Origin of the sequence: Sphingorhabdus sp. 109, from assembly GCF_902506555.1 — a bacterium.
In the GTDB taxonomy this organism is placed as follows: Bacteria; Pseudomonadota; Alphaproteobacteria; order Sphingomonadales; family Sphingomonadaceae; genus Parasphingorhabdus.
Map to the genome: position 1 here is coordinate 1,900,675 of NZ_LR732707.1, position 26,242 is coordinate 1,926,916.

28 protein-coding genes are annotated in these 26,242 nt (G+C 57.7%); 11 read left to right on the forward strand and 17 right to left on the reverse strand.

The genetic code is table 11. From position 1 onward, the window contains the following. The first annotated feature begins 2 nt into the window (after nt 1-2). Nucleotides 3-1,727, forward strand: coding sequence for a sensor domain-containing diguanylate cyclase (locus BOSE62_RS08930; protein ID WP_159644818.1), 1,725 nt, complete (start codon nt 3-5; stop codon nt 1,725-1,727). Between the two features lie 9 nt (nt 1,728-1,736). On the opposite strand, the gene BOSE62_RS08935 is transcribed toward BOSE62_RS08930, so the two are convergent. Then, nucleotides 1,737-2,156, reverse strand: a complete 420-nt coding sequence (locus tag BOSE62_RS08935) for a VOC family protein (RefSeq protein ID WP_236554166.1) — start codon at nt 2,154-2,156, stop codon at nt 1,737-1,739. Nucleotides 2,157-2,288: 132 nt separating this feature from the next. Between BOSE62_RS08935 and BOSE62_RS08940 the strand changes: the two genes are divergently transcribed. After that, nucleotides 2,289-3,008: an SIMPL domain-containing protein gene (locus BOSE62_RS08940; protein ID WP_159644858.1), complete on the forward strand. Its 720-nt coding sequence runs from the start codon at nt 2,289-2,291 to the stop codon at nt 3,006-3,008. Between the two features lie 44 nt (nt 3,009-3,052). On the opposite strand, the gene BOSE62_RS08945 is transcribed toward BOSE62_RS08940, so the two are convergent. The 5 genes from BOSE62_RS08945 to BOSE62_RS08965 all read right to left on the reverse strand — a co-directional run bounded on the left by BOSE62_RS08945 (nt 3,053) and on the right by BOSE62_RS08965 (nt 5,853). Then, entirely contained in the window at nt 3,053-3,883 is an 831-nt protein-coding gene (locus BOSE62_RS08945; protein WP_159644861.1) for a tetratricopeptide repeat protein, read from the reverse strand. Nucleotides 3,884-3,924: 41 nt separating this feature from the next. After that, nucleotides 3,925-4,671 carry an alpha/beta hydrolase gene (locus tag BOSE62_RS08950; RefSeq protein WP_159644864.1) on the reverse strand — a complete coding sequence of 249 codons (747 nt, stop codon included), beginning with the start codon at nt 4,669-4,671 and terminating at the stop codon, nt 3,925-3,927. Between the two features lie 161 nt (nt 4,672-4,832). Continuing rightward, nucleotides 4,833-5,180, reverse strand: a complete 348-nt coding sequence (locus tag BOSE62_RS08955; protein WP_159644872.1) for a hypothetical protein — start codon at nt 5,178-5,180, stop codon at nt 4,833-4,835. Nucleotides 5,181-5,233: 53 nt separating this feature from the next. After that, nucleotides 5,234-5,425: a helix-turn-helix transcriptional regulator gene (locus BOSE62_RS08960; protein WP_159644902.1), complete on the reverse strand. Its 192-nt coding sequence runs from the start codon at nt 5,423-5,425 to the stop codon at nt 5,234-5,236. Next, the gene (locus tag BOSE62_RS08965; protein ID WP_159644911.1) at nt 5,422-5,853 is read right to left on the reverse strand and encodes a hypothetical protein; all 432 of its coding nucleotides are present in this window, start codon (nt 5,851-5,853) and stop codon (nt 5,422-5,424) included. The genes BOSE62_RS08960 and BOSE62_RS08965 overlap by 4 nt, the downstream gene beginning before the upstream one ends. Before the next feature lie 483 nt (nt 5,854-6,336). Between BOSE62_RS08965 and thrS the strand changes: the two genes are divergently transcribed. Further along, entirely contained in the window at nt 6,337-8,337 is a 2,001-nt protein-coding gene (gene thrS, locus BOSE62_RS08970; protein ID WP_159644937.1) for a threonine--tRNA ligase, read from the forward strand. 166 nt (nt 8,338-8,503) lie between these two features. Beyond that, nucleotides 8,504-9,019, forward strand: a complete 516-nt coding sequence (gene infC, locus BOSE62_RS08975) for a translation initiation factor IF-3 (RefSeq protein ID WP_159644947.1) — start codon at nt 8,504-8,506, stop codon at nt 9,017-9,019. 16 nt (nt 9,020-9,035) lie between these two features. Here infC and BOSE62_RS08980 read toward each other — a convergent pair whose 3' ends face one another. Beyond that, nucleotides 9,036-10,124: an alpha/beta hydrolase fold domain-containing protein gene (locus tag BOSE62_RS08980; RefSeq protein ID WP_159644970.1), complete on the reverse strand. Its 1,089-nt coding sequence runs from the start codon at nt 10,122-10,124 to the stop codon at nt 9,036-9,038. A 48-nt stretch (nt 10,125-10,172) separates the two neighbouring features. Here BOSE62_RS08980 and BOSE62_RS08985 point away from each other — a divergent pair, with 48 nt between their 5' ends. Both BOSE62_RS08985 and BOSE62_RS08990 read left to right on the forward strand, forming a co-directional pair. After that, the gene (locus tag BOSE62_RS08985) at nt 10,173-10,589 is read left to right on the forward strand and encodes a helix-turn-helix transcriptional regulator (protein WP_159644981.1); all 417 of its coding nucleotides are present in this window, start codon (nt 10,173-10,175) and stop codon (nt 10,587-10,589) included. A 113-nt stretch (nt 10,590-10,702) separates the two neighbouring features. Next, a complete protein-coding gene (locus BOSE62_RS08990; RefSeq protein WP_159644992.1) occupies nt 10,703-12,673 on the forward strand; it encodes a hypothetical protein in 1,971 nt (656 codons plus the stop codon). 162 nt (nt 12,674-12,835) lie between these two features. Here the strand turns inward: BOSE62_RS08990 and msrA are convergent, their stop codons facing one another. From msrA to BOSE62_RS09015, 5 genes are all read right to left on the reverse strand, one after another. Next, complete coding sequence (msrA, locus tag BOSE62_RS08995) at nt 12,836-13,573, reverse strand: peptide-methionine (S)-S-oxide reductase MsrA (RefSeq protein ID WP_159645003.1); 738 nt, start codon at nt 13,571-13,573, stop codon at nt 12,836-12,838. A 5-nt stretch (nt 13,574-13,578) separates the two neighbouring features. Continuing rightward, entirely contained in the window at nt 13,579-13,737 is a 159-nt protein-coding gene (locus BOSE62_RS09000; RefSeq protein ID WP_159645008.1) for a hypothetical protein, read from the reverse strand. 380 nt (nt 13,738-14,117) lie between these two features. Beyond that, nucleotides 14,118-15,320, reverse strand: coding sequence for a pyridoxal phosphate-dependent aminotransferase (locus BOSE62_RS09005; protein WP_159645033.1), 1,203 nt, complete (start codon nt 15,318-15,320; stop codon nt 14,118-14,120). A gap of 73 nt (nt 15,321-15,393) precedes the next feature. Then, nucleotides 15,394-15,696, reverse strand: coding sequence for an alkylphosphonate utilization protein (locus BOSE62_RS09010; RefSeq protein WP_159645036.1), 303 nt, complete (start codon nt 15,694-15,696; stop codon nt 15,394-15,396). Further along, nucleotides 15,696-16,985 carry an O-acetylhomoserine aminocarboxypropyltransferase gene (locus BOSE62_RS09015; RefSeq protein WP_159645039.1) on the reverse strand — a complete coding sequence of 430 codons (1,290 nt, stop codon included), beginning with the start codon at nt 16,983-16,985 and terminating at the stop codon, nt 15,696-15,698. The genes BOSE62_RS09010 and BOSE62_RS09015 overlap by 1 nt, the downstream gene beginning before the upstream one ends. Nucleotides 16,986-17,181: 196 nt before the next feature. On the opposite strand from BOSE62_RS09015, the gene BOSE62_RS09020 reads away from it, so the two are divergent. The 3 genes from BOSE62_RS09020 to BOSE62_RS09030 all read left to right on the forward strand — a co-directional run bounded on the left by BOSE62_RS09020 (nt 17,182) and on the right by BOSE62_RS09030 (nt 18,563). Beyond that, nucleotides 17,182-17,676 (forward strand): pyridoxamine 5'-phosphate oxidase family protein, encoded by a 495-nt coding sequence (locus tag BOSE62_RS09020; RefSeq protein ID WP_236553949.1) that lies wholly within the window; start codon nt 17,182-17,184, stop codon nt 17,674-17,676. 160 nt (nt 17,677-17,836) lie between these two features. Then, the gene (locus tag BOSE62_RS09025) at nt 17,837-18,322 is read left to right on the forward strand and encodes an MgtC/SapB family protein (RefSeq protein ID WP_159645042.1); all 486 of its coding nucleotides are present in this window, start codon (nt 17,837-17,839) and stop codon (nt 18,320-18,322) included. Nucleotides 18,323-18,371: 49 nt separating this feature from the next. Then, the gene (locus BOSE62_RS09030) at nt 18,372-18,563 is read left to right on the forward strand and encodes a DUF3008 family protein (RefSeq protein WP_159645045.1); all 192 of its coding nucleotides are present in this window, start codon (nt 18,372-18,374) and stop codon (nt 18,561-18,563) included. A gap of 94 nt (nt 18,564-18,657) precedes the next feature. Here BOSE62_RS09030 and BOSE62_RS09035 read toward each other — a convergent pair whose 3' ends face one another. After that, nucleotides 18,658-19,026, reverse strand: a complete 369-nt coding sequence (locus BOSE62_RS09035) for a PRC-barrel domain-containing protein (RefSeq protein WP_236553950.1) — start codon at nt 19,024-19,026, stop codon at nt 18,658-18,660. A 312-nt stretch (nt 19,027-19,338) separates the two neighbouring features. Between BOSE62_RS09035 and BOSE62_RS09040 the strand changes: the two genes are divergently transcribed. Together BOSE62_RS09040 and BOSE62_RS09045 are read left to right on the forward strand one after the other, a co-directional pair. After that, nucleotides 19,339-19,980 (forward strand): twin-arginine translocation pathway signal protein, encoded by a 642-nt coding sequence (locus BOSE62_RS09040; RefSeq protein WP_236553952.1) that lies wholly within the window; start codon nt 19,339-19,341, stop codon nt 19,978-19,980. 43 nt (nt 19,981-20,023) lie between these two features. Then, complete coding sequence (locus BOSE62_RS09045; protein WP_159645058.1) at nt 20,024-20,566, forward strand: GNAT family N-acetyltransferase; 543 nt, start codon at nt 20,024-20,026, stop codon at nt 20,564-20,566. Between the two features lie 90 nt (nt 20,567-20,656). Here the strand turns inward: BOSE62_RS09045 and BOSE62_RS09050 are convergent, their stop codons facing one another. The 4 genes from BOSE62_RS09050 to BOSE62_RS09065 form a co-directional block, all read right to left on the reverse strand. Continuing rightward, entirely contained in the window at nt 20,657-21,664 is a 1,008-nt protein-coding gene (locus tag BOSE62_RS09050; RefSeq protein ID WP_159645064.1) for a DNA topoisomerase IB, read from the reverse strand. A gap of 71 nt (nt 21,665-21,735) precedes the next feature. Continuing rightward, nucleotides 21,736-22,689, reverse strand: coding sequence for a sulfite exporter TauE/SafE family protein (locus tag BOSE62_RS09055; protein ID WP_159645083.1), 954 nt, complete (start codon nt 22,687-22,689; stop codon nt 21,736-21,738). A gap of 290 nt (nt 22,690-22,979) precedes the next feature. Continuing rightward, the gene (locus BOSE62_RS09060) at nt 22,980-25,331 is read right to left on the reverse strand and encodes a DGQHR domain-containing protein (RefSeq protein ID WP_159645107.1); all 2,352 of its coding nucleotides are present in this window, start codon (nt 25,329-25,331) and stop codon (nt 22,980-22,982) included. Continuing rightward, nucleotides 25,332-26,162, reverse strand: a complete 831-nt coding sequence (locus BOSE62_RS09065; RefSeq protein WP_159645119.1) for a DNA adenine methylase — start codon at nt 26,160-26,162, stop codon at nt 25,332-25,334. Nucleotides 26,163-26,242: the final 80 nt, after the last annotated feature.

Below are 26,242 nucleotides of genomic sequence, written 5' to 3' on the forward strand. Positions count from 1 at the left end.
ATTTGCGCTTGTTTGTCGCGTTTCTGGCCTATTTGTGCCTCTGGTCTCCGGCTCTGGCCGAAGTCCCGATGGCCAACCGGCTGTGCACGCAAAGCAGCGCCGCGGACGTGACCGCGGAAAGCCTGCTGCAATCGGGCAATGCCTTCGACTGTTCCGATAGTAAATATGCGCTCGACGGTCCACGCGTCTGGGTCAAGATTCCGTTTCTTGCCGACCGGCTCCCGCCCGGCTCGGTCGAGGTCCAGGGCGACAATAATGGCCTGACAACGATGCAGGTCCATGCGCAACTGGACGATGGCAGCCTGATCTCGTCCAGTTTCTCCGAGCAGCAGGTGATCGATAGCTGGCGCCCGAAGGGCCATTACGGGCTTCCCGTCCCGGGCTCGGAAAATCCGGAGCTGCGGAACCGGATAACGCATGTCTATATCGCCATCGACAACCCGAAAGTGGTCAGCAGCATGTCGCTGATCCAGTTGGCATCAAAAGACAAATGGGACGGGCTCAAACTGCCGCTTTCGATCATGTTCGGCGTCCTGTGCGGCATGGTGATCATGCCGCTATTCTACCATATCTTCTTCTATGCCGCGCTGCGCTACAGTTTCATGCTCTGGCATAGCGCGATGATTGCCGCGACGGTCGCCTACACGTTCAGCTCCTCCGGCCTGATGTTTCTGGCCTTCCCCGAGACCAGCCTGCTGGCGAAGATGCTGATCAACTACTGGGCGCTGGCCATTGCGGTTGCAGCCAGCGGCTTTTTCCTGATCCGCTTCATCGAACCGGGCAAGATCGCGCCATGGCTGCGAAACGGGATCATCCTCTCGTCGGTTCTGCCGGTCTTCGTCACCGCTTTCGTCCTGAGGATCGACGAGGGCTATGACATGGATGCCCGCAACTATTATCACGCGTCCTTTCTGCCGGCCTTTTTTATCGTTCTCTACGCGATGGGGCACGCGCTGCGCCGCGGCAGCAAGGCCATCTGGTTTCAGATTGCCGGGTGGACACCCATTGTCTTTTTCGGCCTGGATCGGGTGGCGCGAGGCATGGACCTGTATATCGGCTGGCCGGCGCTGGACTATGGTCTCTATTTCGCACTGGTGCTGGAAACCATCATTCTCGCGCTCGGCGTCGCCAATCGCATCTGGCTCCTGCGCCAGAAGCATGAGAATACCCTCCGAAAACAGGTTGAACTGACCCTGCTTGCCGATACCGACGGCTTGACCATGATGAACAACCGCCGGTCCTTTGAGCGCGAATATCGGCGCAATCAGCGCGACCGCCGCTATAGCCATCTTGCAATCATCGACATTGATTTCTTCAAACGGGTGAATGACCGCTACGGCCACGAGGTCGGGGATGAAGTCCTGCGGGTTGTCGGCCGGCAGCTGGATGGCACCGGCCATTTCGCAGCCCGTATCGGTGGCGAGGAATTCACCTTGCTGATCAAGGACAAGGGGCGTGACAAGCGCAGAAACTATCCGGCCAATGTCCTGACCGAAATTTGCGAGACACTGATCATGGCGGTGCATGAGGAAGTCCCGGAAATCCGGGAACCGGTCACCTTTTCGGTTGGCGTTGCATCGCTCGGCCGGCGCGATTCGCTGCGTAGTGCGATGGCGACCGCTGACCGGCGCCTCTATGACGCCAAGAAAAATGGCCGCAACCAGATTGTCTGGATCGATATTTCCTCGTCGGGACCGGTCAAACCGGCCGGCACCGCTTCGGTCTAGATCAGACGCTTACCACTCGCCGATATTTTCCATGCTCGCCCAGGGTTCCTGGACCGGCATTCTATCGCCCTTCTGCAACAGCTCTACCGAGATATTATCGGGCGTGCGTACGAAGGCCATATGCCCGTCACGCGGCGGACGGTTGATCGTCACGCCGGCGTCCATCAATGTCTGGCACAGGGCATAGATATCGTCGACTGCATAAGCGAGATGGCCGAAATTGCGGCCCCCGTCATATTGTTCGGCCGGGCTGCCATCCTCGGCAGGCCAGTTATAGGTCAGTTCGACTTCGGCGATATCGGCCTGGCCCGGGGCGGCGAGAAAGATCAGGGTAAAGCGCCCCTGTTCGCTGTCGTAACGGCGCACTTCCTCCAGACCCAGCAAGCCGAAAAAGGCGATGGTCGCCTCCGGGTCACTGACTCTGAGCATGGTGTGCAGATATTTTATGGCCACTATAAACTCCATTCGTCGCTATTCAGAAACGGTTCATCGCTGATATCGCAAAGCCGAACCGGGTCATTTGCAACAGCCTAAGCGGCTTTCGGACTGAGGGAAAGAGAGATGAGCGAGAAATTTATCGAAAGCAGGAACAAGGTCTGGCTGACCAGCGCCGGATTGCTGACGGTCGGACTGATGGTGGGCGGCTATCTGCTCGGCGACGGGCTGCTGCGCGCGAAGATGGCGGACCGCAGCGTCACTGTGCGCGGCCTGGCAGAGCGCGAGGTGACCGCTGATCTGGCGACCTGGACCATTGCCTATAGCGCCCAGTCTAGCGATCTGCAGAGCGCCCAGACCGACATCGACCGCGACACGACCGCGATCACGGCCTTTTTCAAGGAGCTCGGTTTCGAGGCGGATGCGCTCAAGCCGACCGGCGCCAATGTGAATCAATATAGCAGCAATGGCATCCCGCAATATACGATCCGCCAGCGGCTGAGCCTGCGCACCAATGATATCGACAAGGCGCAGGCCGCCGTCGCGCGCCAGTTCGATCTGGTCCGGCGCGGCGTTGTGCTCGAGGACGGATCGGGCATGAGCTACACCTTCACCAAGCTCGACGAGATCAAACCGGAAATGGTCGCCGAAGCCACCAAAGACGCGCGCAAGTCAGCGGAGCAGTTTGCCGAGGATAGCGGGACCGATGTCGGTGGCATCAAATCTGCCACCCAGGGCTATTTCAGCATCAACAGCCGCGATGGTGATGCCGGCGGTTACGGCGTCACCGATACGCCGTATAAAAAGGTCCGCGTGGTCACGACCGTCAATTTCTATCTCGACTGAAGGCACTGGGCGCAACGGGCCTGCGGGTCACCTTGCGGGAAGAATTATTCCGTGGCGCTGGCCCGCAATTGCTCGAGATAGCGTACCGCGGTTTTGGCCGAGGGGCTGTCGGGTCCGAATTTTACCGCCTGTTCCCAATTGCTTTCGGCATTCACAACATCGCCCGCTTCATAGGCGATATTACCCGCTTCAAGCGCGATTGCCGGATCGGTGACCGCCAACCCTGCCGCCACCGCAATATCCGCTTTTGCCAGTGCAAGATCGCCCATCCGCCGCGCCAATGTGGCCGACAGCAGCCAGCCGAGCGGATCCTCGGGGACGAGATCATGAACCAGCACAAATTGCTGCTTCGCCGCATCATATTGATTCATCGCGACATATATACGCGCCATGTCGAGATGCACTTCGCCCTTCAGCAGGGCGTCCAGCTGATCCTGCTCCAGCGCCGAGCCGAGATATTTCAGAGCCGCCGCATTGTCACCGGCGACGAAGGCCGCATTGCCGGCCTGTGACCAGAAAATCGCGGCGCGATCATCGCCCGCGGTTTTCGCTCCTTCTGCCGCCAGCACAAAGGCGGAAACGGCCTTCGGCCATTGCTCCAGCTCTGCATAAGCGAAGCCGAGACAATTGCGCGCGAGATAGCCGCCGCCCTCAATCTGCCATCCATTGGCAGCGAGCAATCCGTTATCGGGATCCTCCGCAGCCTGGTCGATACATTGGTTGAAACGGATATCGGCCGGGCTTTTCGGCGCGAGCGGCAGCTGACCGGCGGGGGCTTCGGTCCGCGGTTCCGATGGCCGCATCAGGGGGTCAATCGGAGAACCATAAGGGGTTGCCGATTGCAGCAGAAGCGGCAGAACTAGAGAAGATATCATCAGAGATATGCCTGTTATAACATTGTTTCAGCGCCCAAAAATCATCCCAATCGTGCAACCACGTCGATCAGCAGGGCGATATCCTGATCCCGGGACAGCCGGTGATCGCCATCCTTTACCAGATGGACCTGCACATCGTCTGAACGGATTTTCTTGGCCAGTTCCAGACTATATGCCCACGGCACGTCGCTATCCTTCTGTCCGTGCAGCAGGCGCACCGCCCCGTCGAAGGCTATTTCCCGGTGCAGCAGGCGATTGGCTTCGCCCGACTGCCAGAAGACCTGTGTCGTGACATAGGGCTCGTCGGAATATTCGCTGGATTCCTCGAGCTTGCCGTCGCGGAGAATCGTCATCTTTTCATCCTGCGTGAAGCCCCAGTCGGTAAAGTCCGGAGCCGCGGCAATACCGACCAGATTTTTCACCCGCATCGGCCGCGACAGCGCGACCAAGAGCATCAGCCAGCCGCCCATAGACGAGCCGACCAGAGTGATCGATCCCGATGTCAGCTTGTCGATCAGGAACAGCACATCCTCGCGCCAGTCGATCAGGCTCTGATCTTCGAAATCGCCGCCGCTGGCACCGCAACCGGCATAGTCCAGCCGCAACATGGCCCTGCCCTGCTGCTTGGCCCAGACATCAAGAGCCAGCGCCTTGCCGCCTTCCATATCCGACATATAGCCGGGCAGGAACACCAGCGTGGTGCCCTTCACCCCCGCCATGGGCGGCGTGTAGCAATAAGCCAGAGACGCGCCGCCGGGACGCTGGAGATACAAGATTTCGTCTTCCATACATTCATCCGTCTGTGTGTCCCGCGGAGGCGGGGATCCATCTCCTGTCCTATAGTTCAAACACGGTAGATGAGAAGGCACGTTGACGCGCGGTCGACAGCACAACCCAATCTGTCGCCAGAATATGGTTCGGGAGATGGGCACCTGCACGCGCCGGCGCACTAAGTAGCAGCAAAATAGACAATTGCGAGACAGAGAAAAGCGATGACCAACATGCCGATATTGGACAGCAGCGGCGTCTTGGCCCGGGGCAAGACCGAGACTAGTTCGGCTGGCACTTCACCCTTGAACCCGAGCTTCCATTTGGGCCGATCCCTGATCCCATCCTCCAGGCCGAAAACATGAGAATCGCCCTGCTTGCCGCGATAGACAAGATCTCCGAAAAAATAGACATCGCTGCGCCATTGCTGCTCGTACAGCGTGAAACTCTTGCCTATCACCTCGATCCGCACCCGCCGTTTGAGCGCGCTGTCGCCATCGATAAGCCAAACATGGGGAGCAGCAGACATAGGCGAAGCTTAAGCCAAGAGGCCGTCCGGTGCATCACAAATCTTTGCCCCCCTTAATCGCGCAGGAATATCTCTTCGATCGGCATGGCAAAAAGGTCTGCAATGCGGAACGCCAGCGGCAGGGACGGATCATATTTCCCCGTCTCGATCGCGTTGACCGATTGCCGCGAAACCTTGAGCCGGTCAGCGAGATCCGCCTGCGACCAGTCGCGCTCGGCGCGGAGAACCTTGAGCCGGTTCTTCATGCGTTGAGTCCGCGCATACGATAGAAAAAATAGCCGAGGCCCCAGGACGATATCAATATCGCCACGAGATTGTCCGCGCTCATCGTGCCCAGCTGCTTTTCGAAAACAAGCCAGACCATATTGGCAAAAATGGCGGTGATGATCGCGACAATGGCGCCATTGGCCATCATCTGGAAAAAATAATCCTCCAGTTTGCGGCGGTCCAGCGCGGCTGCATAAGTTGCGATATAGGATATCAGCAGAACCAGCAGCGATGCGCCGATAATCTTGACGGCCGGCGTGACATTGGCCTGGCGCACCTCGTTCGGGTCGAATATCGAAACCGCGAGCAGGCTGAGACCGACCAGCAGGATGAAGCCGAACATCCAGTCCGGTTTCAGCAGGCGGCAGAATCGCTGCCAGATGCCGGGAGAGGCGTTGCCGGTCATCCCGTCGCTCCCAGCAACAGGATCACCAGCGCCGCCCACATCGCGATATTTTCGTTCGGAGTCATCGCGCGCCCCTGGCATTTTCTCATTCTCATCGTCAACCTCCATCAAGCTGCATAGACATTATGTCATGCTTCCTTGACTTTATTGACCGATTCACATCAGGATGTCAAGGGTACGTGACATATTATCCATGGTGATTGATATCCGGGCTGGCACGTCCGGAGCGACATTTCCGAAGATTGTTGATTTTCCGGCCTGCCGCCACTAGATCGGCCGCATGGTTCGGATAACGATCACTACCACCTACACTATCACCTCCCATTCCGGGGGACGGTTGGTCGCGGCCTGATCGCATCCACCGCCATCCGGTTTCGGGTGGGCGGTGTCTCTTCCCGAAATCGCGCAGAAACAACAGACACCATCTTTCGGCGCGCCGTTTTCTATGCCATGGCGCATCACGATGAATATTGAGACAATGCGATGACCGACCAGATCACAATCACCCTTCCCGACGGCAGTGCGCGTGAAGTGGCCAAAGGCACGACCCCCGCACAGATTGCCGCCGACATCGGACCGGGTCTGGCGAAAGCTGCGCTGGCGGCAAAGATTGACGGCGAGTTGCGCGATATCATGCGGCCGCTGGAGGAAGATACCGAACTGGCGCTGGTCACCTCCCGCGACGAGGAAGACGCGCTGGAACTGGCGCGGCATGACTATGCCCATGTCCTGGCAGAGGCGGTGCAGAACCTGTTCCCTGGCACGCAGATCACCTTTGGTCCCTCGACCGACGACGGCTTCTATTATGATTTCGCCCCCGCCGGTGATCCATTCACCGACGAGGATCTGCCGAAAATCGAAGAGGAAATGAAGCGGATCATCGCCGCCGACAAGCCGCTGCGCCGGGAAGTCTGGGAGCGCGACGATCTGATCGCCCGCTGGCAGAAGGATGGCGAGACGTTCAAGGCCGAATGGGCCGCCGAGCTGCCCGAGGGTGACGAGATCACCGTCTACTGGTCAGGTGACGACTGGATGGACATGTGCCGCGGCCCGCATCTCGCCTCGACCGGCAAGCTTGATCCGAAGGCGTTCAAGCTGATGCGCGTGTCCGGGGCCTATTGGCGCGGCGACCAGCGAAACCCGCAACTGTCGCGCATCTACGGCACCGGCTGGCTCAACAAGAAACAGCTCAACGCCCATCTCGTCCGGCTCGAGGAAGCGGCCAAGCGCGACCATCGCAAACTCGGTCAGGAAATGGACCTGTTCCATATCCAGTCCGAAGCGCAGGGCAGCATATTCTGGCATGCCAAGGGCTTTGTCATCTGGCGCGAGCTGGAGGCCTATATGCGCCGCGCCATCGACGGCGCCGGCTATGACGAGATCAAGACGCCGCAATTGATGGATGTCCATCAATGGGAACAGTCCGGCCACTGGGGCAAATATAGCGAAAATATGTTCGCAGTCCCCGACGAGGTGCCCGATGCCGAAAGCGACGGCCCTGTGGTCACCGGAACCGAAGGCATGATGGCGATCAAGCCGATGAACTGCCCGGCCCATGTGCTGGTCTTCCGCCAGGGGATCAAAAGCTATCGCGACCTGCCGCTGCGGCTGTTCGAACATGGCTGCTGTCACCGCAACGAGCCCCATGGCGCGCTGCACGGATTGATGCGGGTGCGCCAGTTCACCCAGGATGACGCCCATATTTTCTGCCGCGAGGACCAGATTGTCGAGGAAGTGCAGGCATTCTGCGCGCTGGCAAATCGTGTCTACAAGGAAATGGGCTTTGAAAGCTTCTCCATCAAACTGGCGCTGCGCCCGGATAACCGTTTCGGGTCCGATGAGGAATGGGACAAGGCCGAGGAGGAATTGCGCCAGGCGGTGGTCGACGCCGGTATGGCGACAGAGGAATATGGCTGGGAAGAATTGCCCGGCGAAGGCGCTTTCTATGCGCCGAAACTGGAATGGCACCTGACCGACGCGATCGGCCGGACCTGGCAGGTCGGCACGATCCAGTCGGACCGCGTGCTCCCCGAACGGCTCGATGCGAGCTATGTCGGCGAAGACGGCGACCGCCATCGTCCGGTCATGCTTCACCGCGCGATTTTCGGCAGCTACGAACGGTTCATCGGCATATTGATCGAGCATTTTGCCGGGAGAATGCCGCTCTGGCTGGCACCGACCCAGGCGGTCGTTGCCACCATCGTGACCGACGCCAATCCTTATGCCAAACAGGTTGTGGAAAAGCTGAAGGCCGCCGGTATCCGGGTCGAAGCCGACCTGCGCAACGAAAAGATCAATTACAAGGTGCGCGAACATAGCGTCGGAAAAGTGCCCAATATCCTGGTGGTCGGCATGCGCGAGGCCGAAGAAGGCAAGGTTGCCCTGCGCCGGCTGGGCCAGAAGGAACAGCAATTCCTGACGCTCGACGAAGCCGTGGCCATGCTGAAGGACGAAGCGCTGCCGCCAGACTTGAAATTGGCGTAAAAGTCACGATATATGGCCGGTCGCTGTTGCATTCCAACAACGGCTGTCATGGCCAATGACGCTTTCGCCATCGACAGGGCTTTATTCCGGCAAGCTTTGCCGCTAATGAGCCACCATAGATTAACACTCAGGAGTAATTAACATAGCTGCACCCCCTCGCCGCCCCATGCCGCCCGTCAAAGGCGGACCGCGCTTCAACGATCTGATCAAATCCGACACCGTAAGGGTCATCGACGACAAGGGCGAGAACCTTGGCGTGATGAACACGAGGGAAGCGATCGAGCGAGCAGCAGAAGTTGGCCTCGACCTGGTCGAGGTCTCTCCGAACGCGCAGCCACCGGTTGCCAAATATCTCGACGTCGGCAAATTCAAATATGAGGCCCAGAAAAAGGCCAATGCCGCGCGCAAGACGCAGAAGGTCCAGGACGTCAAGGAAATCAAGATGCGTCCGAATATCGACGATCATGATTATAACGTCAAAATGCGCAACGTGAACAAGTTCATCGACAATGGCGACAAGGTCAAAGTGACCCTGCGCTTTCGTGGTCGCGAAATGTCCCACCAGCAGCTCGGCATGCAATTGCTCGTCCGGGTACAGGAAGACATGAAGGAAACCGCGAAGGTCGAGGCCTATCCCAAGCTGGAAGGCCGGCAGATGTTGATGGTGCTCAGCCCGAAATAGCGCGGGCTGCTATCCTTCAGCTGGTGCGCCGGTAGCGTGCATCGATGAATTCCGCCACCAGATCGAAGCTTTTCCGGGCATCCTTGGATCCAAAACGCTCGAGATGATGGCGTGGGCTGTCCCAATAGTTCATCCGGACCGGCACATGGGCAGCTTGCGCCTTTTCGGCCAGCTGGACGGCATCGTCAAAATGCATGTCATGCCGGCTGCAATGGATCGCGAGCGGTGGAAATTCGCGCAAATCAGCGTAGACTGGCGAAGCGCGCGGATCGGTCGGCAATGTGTTTCCGAGATAGAGTTTGGCGCTAAACGCAGCCGTTTCCATCCGGAACGGACTGCTACCACTCAGGCTTCTGGAGATATAGGACCAGCCCCGCATCGCCAGATCCCCCCATGGCGAGAACAGGATCGCCCCGCCCGGCATCGGCACCCTGCGCTCCCGCAACTCCAGCATCATCGCCAGCACCAGAGTGGCGCCTGCACTGTCGCCGGACAAAATGATCTGGCTCGGCGCCTTTCCGGCTTTGAGAATTGCCTCATATTGATCGGCCAGATCTTTGGCCGGCAAGGGAAACGGATATTCGGGTGCCAGACGGTGCTTGCCTATTACCGCTTCACATCCACAATGTTCGGCCAGACGAAAAGCCAGCCCCACCTGTTTCGGCGATGGTGGCAATATGAAGCCGCCACCTGGTACGTAGAATAAAATCGGTTCCTCGAATTCTTCATCGGGCCAGTCGGCGTCCGCATAATCAGCGGCAAGCGGAGACGCCGGGTCGAAGAGCAGTTGCGTATCGGGTGGCGATTGCATGGCCGGGTTGAAAATTGCATAGGTCCCTCTCGCGGTTGCGGTCCGGTAAGCGGAAAGCAACCGGTCCCGTTCGACCGGGTCGACACCTTTGACGATTGCCGGTTTCAGAGAGCGAACCAGCATATTCTTGATGAACCGGTTTTCGAGCCGGGCGGCAAAATCGGAGAGACCCTTCACCACTGGCGCCATTTGCGACTGGACGGCGTGGGCAATTTTATTCGCTTCCAGCTGGATCAGCCGGAGGTCAATGTCGCTATCTGCAATCGCAGGATATCCCGGGACAGAGGCTTCCATGACCATCCTTCTATTCCACCAGCGTAAAAAATGATAGAGGGGGTCAGGATGACGGATAGGAAACAGCAAGCGAAGCACAAAGAGGATCAGGTCGACTATATCCGCCCGTTCCTGAATCAGTTCCGCGGCGACGGCGTAAAAATCAGTTCCGAACCGGTTTGGGCGGAACGGGTAGAGGAGATCATCGCCAATCTTCCCGAAGAAACGCTGGACGGTATCGTTAGCCGTATCCGGCAATCGAGCGAAAACCAGTTCGTCGACTTCGCGGCCTTTGGCGAAGCCCATGGCCTGACGCCGGCAGAGATCAAGCTGGTCGACAGTATCGTCGGCGGTCTCTCCGTACCCGAACATGCCGAATGTCATGGAATTTCGGTCAATACCGCCCGTGTTCACATGCAACGGGTGCTCGAAAAAACCGGGTCACGGCGGCAGACGGATCTCCTTCGCAAGGTTTTCGGCCACTAGTGCCGCGGATGCGTCCCCACATTTGCATATAATATAAATGCATGATGCGCGGCTTGGGCCGTGCCCATATCCCGGTCGACAAGGGTCAGCTTTGTCCAGTCAGGGAGTGAATCATGACACGAGTACAGATTGCGACAGCGTTATTGTTGGCCGGAACCGCCACCCACGCACAGGCGCGGGAGAGGCTGGACCTCGGCTCGGCGACTCCCGTAGCGGTTAGCGGAGCGGAAGATCTCGACACCCATGTGAACAGGCTGGTCGATATCGGCACCTTGTGCGGTCGGAACCGAGGAAACCCGGCCTATGGGGCCAACGCAACGCCCGGCAGGATGTCCGAAGTGCATATCCGCGGTTTCAAATCCGAATATGCCACTCGCTATGGCGCGGTGATGAACGAAATCCGGGTGCGGGGATCCCGTCCGCCTGCTCCTAAAAGCTGGCCGCTGCTCCCTCCCGAATTGCAAAGGATTGAAATCTTGCAAACGCCGCCGGACCTGAAGTGCGACGTTTTTCCCGACATAAATACTCTCGCTGCCGGCGGCGGCCTGCCATCATCCCCGCCGCCAGCCGACGCGTCTCTGGAAGTCGAGCCCCTGCCATCGGACGTCCTGTCCGGTCGCCCCGTCCCGACCGCCGCGGATATCAGGGCCGAGCTGGACGGGCTGGTGGAGTTGTGCCGAACCGGCGCCGACCCGGAGACCAATGCGTCCAGGATCGAGCGTTATAAGAGGCTGTTCGGCCAATGGCGCGAATTGAGGGCGATCCGGGACGACCTGCGCGAGCGGTTGGTGACCAATGATCCGGACCTGAACCAGGAGGATGCGATCAACCAGCTGCGCAAGCTCGACCCGGCCATAGAGGGCGTGATATTCCCGAGCCAGCTCAAATGCCCGCCATCGCCAGAGGAACTGGCGCAATCGACATCGGACCGGACCGTGATCTATCGGGAATATTCGCCCTCGGTTGGCACAGACTATCTTGTCCAAATGGCCGGAATGTCGGCATATCCCGAGAGATTGCCCTCGGACGAGCAGCGCGAAGTCACCTACAAGCCCGATATATCGCCAGATAACGGTGTCCGCCCCGTCTTCGAGGAGCCAGCGGGCTCCTATGCGGAACCGCAAGACAAGTCCCGACTATACGGGGATGAGGTCTCTGTCTCTTTCACTGGCAGCTTGGGTAGCCTCGATCTCGGCAACCGGAATAGCGGCATTGGCTTCCAGCGCACGGGCGCAGGAACGGAAACCTTCGCCGACCCGGCAACAACGAAATTCGACAGCGCCGGCTTTTCTCTGGGCATCAACTACAAGCTCGACGACAAGTTCAGCCTGTATGGAAGCTACGGCTATAGCGAGGGTGATGCGCGCACCGAATTTTCCATAGCCGCCGGCGGGCCGGTAGATGTCGGCTTTGTCTATGGCGAGACGTCACCCAGCGGGTCAACCGGCCTTGCGATCGGCAACCGCGGAATAGCCGGCTTCAACCAGTCCGACTTCAGCCTGCATGAATTTAAAGTCGGACTGGTCACCCCGATCGCCAATAAGGACGGGTTCAGCGCCTTCGCATCGGCCTTCGCCAATGTCCTGCTGTTCAACATGGACTTTGATAGCCAGGCGGAGTCGACGGTGTTCGGTTCGGTTCTCGAACAGAGCCGCGACCAAGGCGTTTCCAGCACCTATCTGGGGATCGGTGGCGGGCTCGGCATCAGGCAGGAAATCGGCCCCGGTGTCGCGCTGACCGGTTCTGCGGCCGGTGGTATCTACTATCGCGACAGCGACCTCTATGCGATGGAATGGAACAGCTGTGCCCTGTGCCCTCCGGCCGACCAGGATTTCACCCTCAACTTCGATGAGTCGGATTCCGGCACGGCCTTTGCCGGCAGCCTGTCGGCGGCGCTGGAGTTCGATATCACACGGGATCTCAAATTCTCGATCGGAGCGGATGCCAGCTATCTCTCGGACATCGGAAAAATCATCAACCCCAGTTCCGGTGACCAGGTTTTGCAGGGCGAAACGACGCGACTGGAAACGGGCTCTGCATGGCGCTGGCGCGCAAAAGCGGGTTTCAAACTGGATTTGCGCTAGAGACGGGTGGCGCGATCAGTCGGCCTGGCTGCGCGCCATCCACAGCATGCCCATGCCTGCCGCAATGGCAGAAAAGGCGAGTATTATTTCAAATTCCTGATTTACCATGCGCATCTGTCTAGCAGGCGACAGCTAACGGCTTATTAAATCCGTGACGTTTTTCTAGCCGACCGGCTTCGCGCGAAATTGCGCCGGGAAATGCCGCTTCAGATTGGCGACCTTCGGCTTGTCCCAGCGGACAATATAAGCCTGACGGGGGTTTTTCTGCATGAAATCCTGATGATAGGTCTCGGCCGGATAGAATGTCTTGTAGGTTTCGACCTTCGTCACGATCGGCCGTTTCCAGTAGCGGCCCTTTTCCAGCTGCGTGATATAGGCGCGGGCTGCCTTGGCCTGCGCACCGTTAATCGGCACCAGCGCGCTGCGATAATGTTTGCCCCGGTCCGGCCCCTGGGCATTGAGCATTGTCGGATCGGCAATCACCGAAAAGAATATCTGCATCAGCTTGCCATAGCTGACCTGGCGGGGATCATAGACAACCCGCACCGCTTCGGCATGGCTGCTCAGTCCGGCGCTGACCAGCTTGTAGGACGCGCTGCGCTTGCTGCCGCCATGATAGCCGGAAGACGCGCTGATCACGCCCCTGGTATGTTCAAAAACCCCTTCGACGCCCCAGAAGCAACCGCCAGCGAAGATTGCGACGGCGCGCGATCCGCTTTCGGTTGCGTCAACACGCGGCACGGGGATGATCGTGGCTTTCTCTGCCGCATGGGCCTCCGCGACAAAAGCCGCCCCTCCATCATAACCACCGGACAGCACGCTCTGCGCTCCGGCCCAGACCACGGCGACACAGGCCAGGCTGGCGCCGAAGGCAATGGATCGGGAAAGGGTGGGCCCCACGGAGCCTAGCCCGCTATCTGTGCAACGGCGCTGACCGTGGAAGACAGGGTCTGGCCGGCATCCGACGGCTGGTCGGCGGGCTGCATGAAAAACAGCATCAGCGCGCCGGCGATAAAGCCGCCGCCGAGGCTGTAGGTCAAATCGGATTTGAATAATTTCATCATCATCTGTTCCTTGGGGGTCATCCGCTGGTTCGAGTCGTCCCGCCTGTCGGTTACAGCAATTAATATAATATTCCTGTCGCCGCTGTGAACCTGATCACAAGATCATATTCAGTTTGTCCGCCGGAAGATTTTCTATCGGGATAGCGCTATTGTCGAACCTCATGCGCCGGGCGGGCGAATCCGCCCGCTTGGCTATCGCGCCATGAGGCGCGGCGGACGCCATCTGTTATTGGCGTCCTTGCCTCGGCTGCGCCTCGGTTAGAAGCCAGCCAATAGCGGGAGCGCCAAACCGACGCGAAGCGGATGCAAGCACGACCGCGCGCCCGAGCCTATGCGAGGAAAGCCAAGGGCGCGGATGCGCCCGCCCGGCGCGTGAGCGTTTAAATCAACGCCGCGCAGGCCCGCTGGATTCGCGTGCAGGCTTCGGTCAGCAGATCTTCCGATGTCGCGTAGCTGATCCGGAATGCCGGTCCGAGGCCGAAGGCCGATCCGTGCACCGCCGCAACCTGCGCTTCTTCAAGCAAATAGGTGACCAGATCCTCGTCATTTTCGATCACCGCACCTTTCGGCGTGGTCTTGCCGATCAGACCGCTGGCATCCGGATAGACGTAAAAAGCACCTTCCGGCATCGGACAGGTCAGTCCCGGCGTATCGTTGATCATGGAAACGACCAGATCGCGGCGCTTCTCGAACGCGGCATTGCGCTCGACCAGGAAATCCTGCGGACCGTTGAGCGCGGCCACTGCGGCTGCCTGTGAAATCGAGCAGGGGTTGGAGGTCGATTGCGACTGCAATTTCGCCATCGCCTTGATCAGCCATTCCGGCCCGCCAGCATAGCCGATCCGCCAGCCGGTCATCGCATAGGCCTTGGACACGCCATTGACCGTCAATGTGCGGTCGTACAACTCGGGACAGACTTGCGCGATCGTCGCAAACGGGAAATCGGCATACCAGATATGCTCGTACATATCGTCGGTCATCACCATGACATGCTCGTGCGGCAATATGACCGCACCGAGCGCTTTCAGCTCGTCCGCGCTATAGGCTGCGCCGCTCGGGTTGGAGGGCGAGTTCAGCAGCACCCATTTGGTTTTTGGCGTGATCGCCGCTTCCAGCTGTTCGGGGGTAATCTTGTACCCCTGATCGGCCCCGGCCTCGACAATCACCGGACTGCCGCCGGCAAAATTCACGATATCGGGATAGCTGACCCAGTAAGGCGCGGGAATGATTACTTCGTCGCCCTCGTCCAGCGTCGCCACCAGCGCATTGAACAGCGTGTGCTTGCCGCCGCTGTTGGCGGTAATCTGCTTGGGCGTGTAGGTCAGGCCGTTGTCGCGGGCGAACTTGTCTGCGATCGCCTGTTTCAGCGCTGCCGTCCCGTCCACCACCGTATAATTGGTATCGCCGTCGCGGATCGCCTGGATCGCCGCTTCCTTGACGAAGTCGGGTGTGTCGAAATCGGGTTCGCCAGCCGAGAGGCCGATTACATCAATACCCTGGGCCTTCAGTTCGGTGACCTTTGCGGTCATTGCCAGCGTGGCAGAAGGTTGAATACGTCCGAGGGCTTTCGAGATTATGGTCATGGGAGATCCTGTCGCAGGGAATAAGCGTGACTGCCTAATATCATTGCTGCTGCACTGCAACAGGGAGAATAGGTCAGCTGCGTTTTTTCACAAACTCTGCTCGCAGTACGAGACCTTTTATGCCTTCGTGCCGGCAATCAATCTCCTGATCGTCATCGGTCAGCCGAATCGACTTGATCAACGTCCCGCGTTTCAGAGTCTGGCCCGCGCCCTTGACCTTGAGATCCTTGATCAGCGTAACGGCATCGCCATCGGCCAGCACATTGCCGACCGCGTCAAGCACTTCGGGCCCTGCCGCCTTTGCCGCGGCATCCTCCGGACTCAGCCATTCGCCGGTTTCCTCGTCATAGACATAATCGCCTGAACCATCACTCATCACAAAGCCTCCAGTGCCTGCTGCATGTCGGCGATAATATCGTCGATATGTTCGATCCCGACCGACAGGCGTACCACGTCCGGCCCTGCCCCTGCAGCAACCAGTTCATCGCCCGACAGCTGGCTGTGTGTTGTCGAGGCGGGGTGGATGATCAGCGATCTCGTGTCACCGATATTGGCGAGATGGCTGAACAGCTTGACTGCCGACACCAGTTTCGTGCCCGCTTCATAGCCGCCTTTCAGGCCAAAGGTGAACACCGCCCCGCCCTTGCCGCCGAGATATTTCTGTGCCAGCGGATGATAGTCGCTGTCAGCCAGTCCGGCATAGGACACCCAGCTGACCTCGTCGCGCCCCTGCAGCCACTGCGCCAGGGCCAGCGCGTTGTCGCAATGACGCTCCATCCGTAGCGCCAGAGTTTCCATACCGGTCAATATGTAGAAAGCATTCTGCGGTGACAGCGCCGGCCCCAGATCACGCAGCGACAGCGCGCGCGCCGCGAGAATGAAGGCCATCGGACCAAAGGCATCGGTAAAGACCTTGCCGTGATAGGACGGGTTGGGCTGGTTGAGAAAGGCGAATTTCTCGCTCTTCGTCCAGTCGAACTTGCCGCTGTCGATGATCAGGCCGGCGATGCTGTTGCCATGGCCGCCGAGAAATTTCGTGCCGCTTTCGACGACAATATCCGCGCCATGTTCGATCGGACGACAGAGTATCGGCGAGGCCATGGTATTGTCGACGATCAGCGGGATGCCCGCAGCATGGGCAATATCGGCGATGGCAGCAATATCCTGTACCACGCCGCCGGGATTGGCGAGACTTTCGATAAAGACGCAGCGCGTGTCATCGGTGATTGCGCCTTTGACCTCGTCCATATTGTCCGCATCGACAAAGCTAACGTTCCAGCCGAATTTCTTCACAGAATGGGCGAGCTGGTTGAGCGAACCGCCATAAAGTTTCTTCGCCGCGACAATATGCGCGCCGGGATCCATCAGCACATGGAAGACGAGCAGTTGCGCGGCATGGCCCGAAGCCACCGCCAGTGCCCCGACGCCCCCTTCCATCGCAGCAATCTTGCCTTCGAGCGCGCCGTTGGTCGGGTTCATGATCCGGGTATAGATATTGCCGAACGCATCCAGGTTGAACAGGTCGGCCGCGTGATCGACATCGTCAAAGACATAGGAAGCCGTCTGGTAAATCGGCGTGATCCGAGCGTTGGTCGTCGGATCCGGTTCGGTGCCGGCGTGGACCGCCATGGTTTCAAGCTGCGGATTTTCCAGATGATCGGTCATGATGCGTCCTTGTGCAAAGAAATAAGCAGCGTGCCTAATATCAATGCGCCGTTACCGCAACCGGACTTCTGCCAGGTTCGCGCGGGCGAGACCGGATATCCCGCATATCCGATCCCTCTCTGCAAATATCTCGCGGTATTTTGAAACTTTATCCGCCCTGCGCGTTGATTGGATGAAGCAGAGAAGGAAACAGACCATGAGCAACAATGATATGACCAATACAGCCGATCGCGACGAAATCCGCGAGGAATTCTGGGAATCGATCGCCGACAGCCCGTTCGTTATGATGGCGCTCGACGATGAACGCAAGCACAGCATCCCGATGCGCGCGCAGCTGGACAAGGATGCCAATAGCGCGATCTGGTTCTTCACCACGCGCGACAACCGGCTGGCCAAGGGCGGCCCAGCGATGATGCAATTTGTTTCCAAGGGCCATGATCTTTTTGCCTGTGTCTCCGGCAATCTGACCGAGGAAACCGACTCCGCGATCATCGACAAGCACTGGAGCAAGCCGGTCGAGGCCTGGTACGAGCAGGGCCGGCAGGATCCGAACCTGCTGATGCTGCGGCTGGACCTGCGCGACGCGGAAATCTGGGAAGCCGATCCCGGTATTGTCGGTATGTTCAAGATGATGACCGGCATGACCATGGACGGCGGGGAAATGGGCGATCATGCCCGGGTTGCGATCTAGACGCGACCATCGCCATTCAGGCGCAATCCACAGGGGTTGCAGGAAGAAGGAACGTAGCAGGTACAGGCCGGGAGCCCGCTCCATTCCAGACTTCTGCGGCCCCGATTTTTTTTCGGCCACCCTGCCTGCAACAAATCCGGCTTCCGCGCGTTTCTTCAGCATGACCAATCTGTTTGCCGGACCCGACACCATTTCCTGGACGGAAGCCCTGTGGCGGCTTGGCGCCGCGACCCTGTTGCCCTTTCTGATCGGACTGGAGCGGTTCATCCGCCGCAAGCCGATCGACTTCCGCCCCTTCGTGATCATCTCTATCGCCGCCTGCGCGCTGGCGATTGGTGCGATGGAGCTGCTCGAATCCACCAGCGATCCGCAAAGCGACATCGACCCCAGCCGCGTCTTCGAAGGCGTGATCACCGGCATCGGTTTTCTCGGTGCCGGCGCGATGTTCCGCGAGGGCAGCTTTGTCCAGGGCGCGGGCTCTGCCGCCGCAATCTGGGCGGCTGGTGCGATCGGCCTGATCTGCGGTTTCGGTGAATTCTGGCTGGCGGCGATCATCACCGCCGTCATCCTGACCGTGCTGATCACCAGCGCGCCCTTCACCTCGCACTGGGACCCGGGCGAAGAAGACGGGACCGGCGGGTCCTGACTCGCCCAGTGCATCCATTTACCCCTCAAGCAAGCGAAGGAGACATATAATGCCAGCCCAATCCAAAGCCCAGCAACGCGCCGCCGGAGCGGCCCTGTCCGCCAAGCGCGGCGAAACCAAGGTCGGCGACCTCAAGGGCGCGTCCAAGGACATGTATGACAGCATGACTGAAGAGGAGCTGGAAGATTATGCCGGCACCGACCACGACGGCCTGCCTGAAAAGGTCGACGGCGACGGCTAGCCGGTCCATCCGCCCTATACCCGCGGTCAGCGCCGCGCATGAAAAAGCCGGGCAAATCGCTTCGCCCGGCTTCTTGTGTCTGGCCAGCCGCAGCTTACCAGTAAGGCGTCACCGTCCAGTAATTATAGACGCTGGACTGATATTCGCGGTCATAGGCGCGGTCCGGTTCGTTGCCGGCAAAGCGCGGCGCGTCCATCAACTGCTCCTTGGTCACGTCGATGCGGTAGCCATCGAGCTCGGTATCATAATCGAGTTTCGACCAGGGGATGCTGTGCTTCTCGTCTCCAATGCCGAGGAAGCCGCCGGCGGAAATCACCACATCGGTGACATTGCCGCCGCGCTTGTCGATCAGCAGCTTGTCAACCGATCCGATCTTGCCCTTGTCCGAGCCGTAGACAGCGGTGCCATCGACGCGGTCGCTGCCAATCACACTGTGGTTTTTCTCATCCTGTAACATCATCATTTCTCTCCTCTAGGTTTCGGGGCCCTTTGTCAGGGATAGCCCCATGGCGGGCCGAAGAAAGGGGGAAGGCCGGTGCCATGTGGCTACAGGGAATCTACGGACGCGCGCGCAGATCGTTCCGGATATTTCCGGAATTTTTTGAGGGCGGGGAAGGGCTCCACCCAGCGCACCCCAGCGGTCACCGATCACCCTCCCCGCCCAGAGGAAATTCAGCTAGATCCGCCCCGGAACAATTGAAGGTTGCGCCGGGCGCCGGCGGATGCAATCCTCGGACACAGCCATGATCAGGGAGCAAGCAGGATGAATTTCAGGATGACAGGCGCAGGCCTGACGGCGGCAATGCTGGTAATGACGAGCGGCACGGCCACCGCGGCAGCCCATGCAACGGCCAGCACCGCCGCAATTGCAGAGCCGGATGCCGCGCCGGACGCCGAAGCTCCCTCCGCTTTCATACCGGCCGATTTCGATGCTCCGACGCTGGTGGAAACCGAAAATTTCAAGCTTGTCCCGCTCGGCCCCGACCTCGTCGACATCGATTTTGCGGCCTACATGTCCTCGATCGAACATTTGCAGCAGACCTTCACCCGCAGCACCGGCTGGCCGCACAAGGATATTTCCGCTGCCGATGCGATGCGGGATATGGAAACCGAACAGGCCCGCTTCCAGAAGCGCGAGTCCTTCGCCTATGCCGTACTGACGCCGGACGGCAGCCGCGAGCGGGGCTCGCTCTATGTCCGCCCGAGCCGCGTCGACGGCCATGACGCCGAGGTCCGCCTGTGGGTGACCAAGGCCGAATATGACGCGGGCTTCGATGCCGAACTCTATGCCTGGGCGCGCGGCTGGGTAGAAAGCGACTGGCCGTTCGAGAAGGTCGCCTATCCGGGCCGCGCGATCGACTGGGAGAGCTGGGACGCCCTCGTGGCGGCATCAAAGGCCGGCAAGGCCGGCCAGTGATCGTGAAGCTGCCCGATGCGGACAGGACCAAGGGGGTGACCCGATGCCGGACACGCCACTGATCGAGACCGGCCAATATCGGCTTCGCAAGCTGGAGCCCGGGGACAGCGCGGCCCTGTTCGAGACATTTGCGAGCGAGGAGGCCTGCCGCTTTCTCGCGCGCCCGCGTTTCGAGAGCGAAGCCGAGCTATGCGCCTGGCTCACCGATCCGGAATGGAATGGCCGCAGCTGGGTCGCAATCGACAAATCCGACGGTGCCCTTGTGGGCCGCTTTGTCGCGGTCCCGGCCGGAGACGAGCAGGTGAGCGAGCTGGGATATGTCACGGTCGCCGACCGCCAGGGCCGGGGCGTCGCCCGCGCCTGCACCGCCGCGCTGGTCAGCCATTTGTTCGAACGGGAAAACCACCGCCGGGTGTTCGCTGAGATCGACAGCCGGAACCTGGCTTCGGTCGCGCTGGCCGAGCGTCTGGGCTTCACCCGCGAAGCCTGCTTGCGCGAACATGAGCGCACGCATGAAGGCCTGTGCGACATGCTGGTCTATGGCCTGCTGCGACGCGAATGGAGCGGCGCGCATCAATTGCTGTAATCGGATGCCAGGCCGTCACCGGCTGATTCTCCAGCATTCATCATCCCGGCCAAGGCCTGCACCAGCACATGATTTGGGGATTGGGAACAGTCAGTCTCCCCCGCCAATCAACCCGACAAAGCGGTTCTCGCCCACCCGCAGGCCGGCGATATCCGCGCCAAGCCCCTCGATCAGTGCCATCCGCTCCGCCGCCTCCATCTCGACCAGATCGAACACCGCCGGATGGACATAGCTCTTGCGGCAAATCGCCGGTGTGTTGCGCAGGGTCGCGGCGGCGGCTTCGCAGGCCTGCTTGATCGTCGGACTCTCATGGGAAGCGATCGCGTCCAGCGCGGCGACGCTGCCGTGCCAGGTGCGGAACATCTTGGCGCTCAGGCTCTCCATGCCCGACGCCTCTTTCAGCCAGTCATTGACGTCACCGCTGTCGAGCGGATGGACCGCGCCGTCGCTGCCGACATATTGGAAAAGCCGCTTGCCGGGCAGATCGTCGATCTGCTCCAATATCCTCTGCAGTCGCGTGTCGCGCAGGCTGCAGCTCACCCGCTTCCCGCCCTTGGCGCGATAGCGCAGGCGCAAGCGGTCCTCGTCATAGCGGATACTGCCGCCGTCCAGCGTGGTCGCCCCCTTGCTCATCCGCGAGCTGCCGCCGACCCGGATCGCGGTCCGGTCGATCAGCCGCACCAGCGCGGCAATCGCCACCTCCTTGCTCTGCACATCGGCCGCGCCGTCCGGCCGCAGCAACGCGTTCACCTTGCGCCGGATCCGCGGCAGCCGCGTCGCGAATTCCGCCAGCTGGTCGAATTTCTGCCGGTCGCGATAGAGCCGCCAGTCGTCATGATAGCGATATTGCTTGCGCGTCGCGGCATCATAGCCGGTCGCCTGGATATGGCCATTGGCCTTCGGGCAAATCCACACATCCTTGTAGGCCGGCGGAATGCCCAGCTTCCGGATCCGCGCCAGTTCGATCCGGCATTTCAGATGGCTCTTGTCGGGCAACAGATATTGAAACCCCCGCCCCCGCCGCACCCGCGATATGCCCGGCTCCTCGTCGCTGCTGTAGACCAGGCTCGGGATGCGGAGGGAGGAATCGTGGATCATGAGCGAAAAACGCCGGCCGCGATATTCGGTTCCCGCGCCAGGAACGAATGTTCAGCGCCCCGCCGTCCCGCTCAGAAAACCCAGTTCAGCACGATCAGATAGACTGCCGACAGGACAATCCACGTCCCGTCCAGCGTCTTCAGCCTTTTCGCCCCCAGCCACAGGGCGATCGGTCGGGCAAGAAAGGCGCCGACCACCGCGCCCGGCCCGGCCAGCAGCACGATCTCCCACGCCACCGTGTCCATCTCGATATGCCAGACGATACCGACCAGCACGCTGATCGAGGAAATGACGCAGGCGGTACCGGTGCACAACAGCACCGGATAATGGCGGATGAACAGATAAAGCGCGACCAGCTCCCCCACGCCGACCGAGAAAAGCGCGGTCAGCGCACCGCCGGGGATCGCGATCAGCATCAGGATCAGCAGGTCGATCGTCTCCAGCCGCGCCCGCTCCGCCCTTTTGTGGTTGATCGTCCAGGTGGTGATGATCAGCGCGAGGCCGAGAAAGATCGAGAAAATCTTGTAGCCGAGCAGGATCATCTGCCCGTCGACCACGGTCAGCCGCTGCATCGCCAGCAGTGCCGGCAGCGCAAAGGCGAGCACCGCCCCGATCACCAGGGCAAAATCGCGCGGCCGGACCCGGACATAGCCCGCGCCCGCCGCGCCCGCATCCGGCTGGTGCAGCAAACGATCGGCCCAGCGCAGCCCGCCCATGGTCATGCCGAAACACTGGATCGCCATCGACGCGGCGGTGACCCGCAGCGGATCGAGCGCCATGACCCCGTGCTCGCGCAGCCCGTTGAACACCGGCACAAACACCACCCCGCCCCCGGTCCCCGACGTATTGGCAATCACCGCAGCCAGAGCCCCGATGCCGGGCAGAAACCAGAGCTGACCCAGCAGAGCGGGGTCGTAAGTCGCGAAGAGCAGGATGGCGATATAGGGCGCGAGCAACACGGCAGCCCCCCAGATTACGAGGCGGCCTGGCGCCGGTACTGTGGATTTAGGGTGGGTAGTGGTCATGCGGTGGCGTTGGCGAAAGGCGGGGTGCGATGCAAGGGGTTATCGGGTGGGGGTGAGTGGCTTGTTTCGGGAGGGGGCAGTTGCGGTGAAGGTGGGCTAGTTGGATTCAGCCTTTATCCAGGTTTGGATCGCACTGCTACCTCAATACGTGAAGTTCGGAGTTAGAAGATGTTGAACTATTTTCTAGATGAGGAGCGAAAAGAAATTCCAGACGACCTAATCCTTCTGTCCAGGGACTAGCTAGGAAGCGGTGACTAACAATGAACTGCGCAGTATTCTTTGAAGAGGGCTTACAAAGGAGCGCGCTCCTTTTCCACTTGCTCAGCGGACAACCTTTTTTGCAGATTTGAATCTGATCCAAGTACTAGCCAATCATGAACAGAAGCAACATAGTCCGCATCATCCTTACCCACACTATACTCGTGATCAGTAATGTTTCGAATCCGGTTTAGTTCGGTTAGCCAACCAGTTTTTTGTTCTTTTTTCAAACCTTCTTGGCCTGGGATTGTATACTGCTTTTGAAACAAAGTACTCCATTGAGCCTGATGCATCATGATTTCGCGTAGGTGAATCAAGTTTAAGCAATCCCATGGAGTTTTCTCATCTTCTTCGTTTTCTATAGTTCTATTTTTTTTGGCAGCATCGGTCACCAGTCCAGTATACAACTTTTCTGACAGCCCCTTTTTTAACCACATACTTCCATGCTCTTTCTGAAGCACCTCTTTAACATCGTCACGTAGTTTTGTTTCAATATCTAATATTCTTGAATACGTTTCAATATTGTATTGCTTGGACTGATCACGCCAATATTCTTCCAGTCCCTCTGGCTCGAAATCATTCCTAAACTCTTGCACAGCCCGTTGAAAGATCCTCCTTAGTCGGGTGGGAGCACCACTCCCGTACTTACTTCGCAGTTCATTGCGCTCATCATCTGTCAAATTGAGGAAATATGGCTTTAATCCGTCCACATATGTACTTAATTTGTCAATGATTTGATCTGGCGGATCTGCGAGCGGTGAAATCTCGTCCTTCTGGATCATGTGCTTCACAATATCGCCAAGAAGCTGAATCTGTGCAGTGATGCCGTCATTAATCGTCAATATGCCGCCGTCTTTTTGCAAGCGATCCCATTCACTAGGCATGCTGTCTTGAACATATGCAAAATACCCGATGAGAATCTTTTTTATTAAATTGAGTGTCTTAGCACTATCTCCAAGATTAAAAACACCTTGCTCTTTAATCTCATCCTTAGTGAATCGACCGACAAATGGAGTCTGGTTCAACCCTCTTAAAATGGCATCTAATGTGATTATTTTCGTTTCTGTTCTTTGGTCTTCGCCAACCAAAACCCTATTAAAGAGGGGGGAGGCTATGTCCTCGCCAAGTTCTTGGCATAACTGCTTCTTGATGCCTTCCCCTCGATCCTTTAAGTTAGTAGAATCCCATTTGAGGTCTGCATCAAGCGTATGCTTAAGGTTTTTCGAAACTGCTTTCTGATTTTCATTAATCTCCATAAACAGTCGAAGCTGTTCGTTGCGGTCTAAATCCACAAATGCCACGACCGGAATGGTATTGTTTTCCGAATATTGACTTTCGCTATAACCATAAAGGCGATGCTGGCCGTCAATCAGATATAGAGAGCGCAACTTATTCGGAAGGTGTAACACTCCCATTTTACTTTGAGATTCATTCAATGAAGGCGCAGACTGCTCAAAACGTATCTGCTTTCCTTCGTTTTCAATGCTAACAACTAAAGAATTTGGGAAATACCCACCATTGTTGATAAATTTTCGGATCTGAGAGAGCCGGTTTCTTTTTATTAGTCTTTGATAACTAGGCAGAACCCTAATCGATTTCGACCTATGCAAAACATAGCCTAGCTTCAACAATCTCTCGGGTTCAATCAAAAAGGTATAATATGGAAGTCCACCCATAGAACCTTGGACGGCATAGACCCGACCGTCCAATTCTGGAATATTTTGCCGTTGGAAAATATCTGCCTCAAACTGGTATCGTGCGGCGGTGCCTAGGTGTCCAACCAGCTCTTGATAATACTCCAAATCTACTTCAGAAAAATGCTGTATGTTGAACGAAGCTAGCCGATCAATGTCAGCGTCTCTTAATGTGTAATTCTTCGTAGCCAAAAGATAAGCAATCTTCAAATCTGGCTTATTAAATCGTTTTCTAATCTCACGATGAAGTCCGGGCTTTTTACCACCTAAAGATTCTATTGCGGTTTTAAATGTGGCTACTTTCGAAGTGGGTCCACTCGCGCATTTACATTCGATTACCAACGCACACTCGTCATCGACGGCTAGTACATCAATCTGCTGACTGGCGCCGTCTTTCTTGTCGTACTTAATCTTCAAATAGCGATCTGCAGATAGATAACGGAAACCAAGCTTTGACAACAGCGCCCAAACTTCATCTTCAAAAACTTCATCACTTGGCTTATTTTTAGCAAGCTTTACGTCTCGCTTGAGTTTATCGTTGAGCACATACCAACCGTCCTCAGGCTCGGCAAATTCTATCTTGCGAACTTTGCGTTCCACAAAAGGTTTCGATCGATGCCGTAAGATTGTTTTCTGATCTTCTCGATCAGCGATCAGTTCTGAGAAATTTTCATCATCCAGAACAGCCATTTAAAACACCCCTAAATTAGTAAAAAGTAGTTCCTTTATTGAACCTCGCTGTGCTCTTTTCCCGCCAATCAAATTTGCCCTGTCCAGCTCAATGCAATTATCCCCCATTTCAAATATCTCTCTCACCTTATCATGAGCCGCATTTGTAAGAATATAACTAGCCCCCAAATCCTTGATTATTCTTATGTATTTTGAAAGTCTATATTGATCTTCTAGGGAAAAAAGAGATTGGTTATATTTGATGAATCCGTTATTGTTATGAGATACCGTATACGGTGGATCTAAAAAAACCAAATCACCAGGCCCTATATCATCAATAGTGTCCATAAAGTCGCAGGATTTCAAAGTGCAGTTCTGTAAAGCTGCAGCAGCACTTTCTAGAGTAGATTCATCGAGAAATTTTTTAGACCTATGTCCGTAAGGGACGTTGTATTTGCCCTTGAGGTTGACTCTATAAAGTCCGTTAAAGGATGTTTGATTCAGGAAAACGAAATGGGCGGCCCGTTCAAATCTACAATCTGACTTTGCCTCTCTTATACGGTAATAATCACTTTCTGTATTATCCAGAGAACGCATTTCTTCAATGACTTTAGCGTGATTTTCTTTCAGGCATTGGTATACTTCAATTAGCGCTTCATTTTTATCGGAGAGACAGGCTTTTTGAAGTGGGCCAAGTGAGAAGAAGAAAGCGCCCCCACCGACAAAAGGTTCATGATAACACTCAAACTCCAAGTTCCTGAATATTTGATCTGACTTTCGTGCAAGCCACGTCTTCCCACCCGCCCAGCGCAAAAACGCTTTTCCTGTTGGTGAATCCAATTCCCCGTGCATTTTATACTTAACTCTCTTCTTACATATCACCTGAAGAACACTGAATACAGCTTCCCGTGCCGTGCATTCGTGGTAGACCA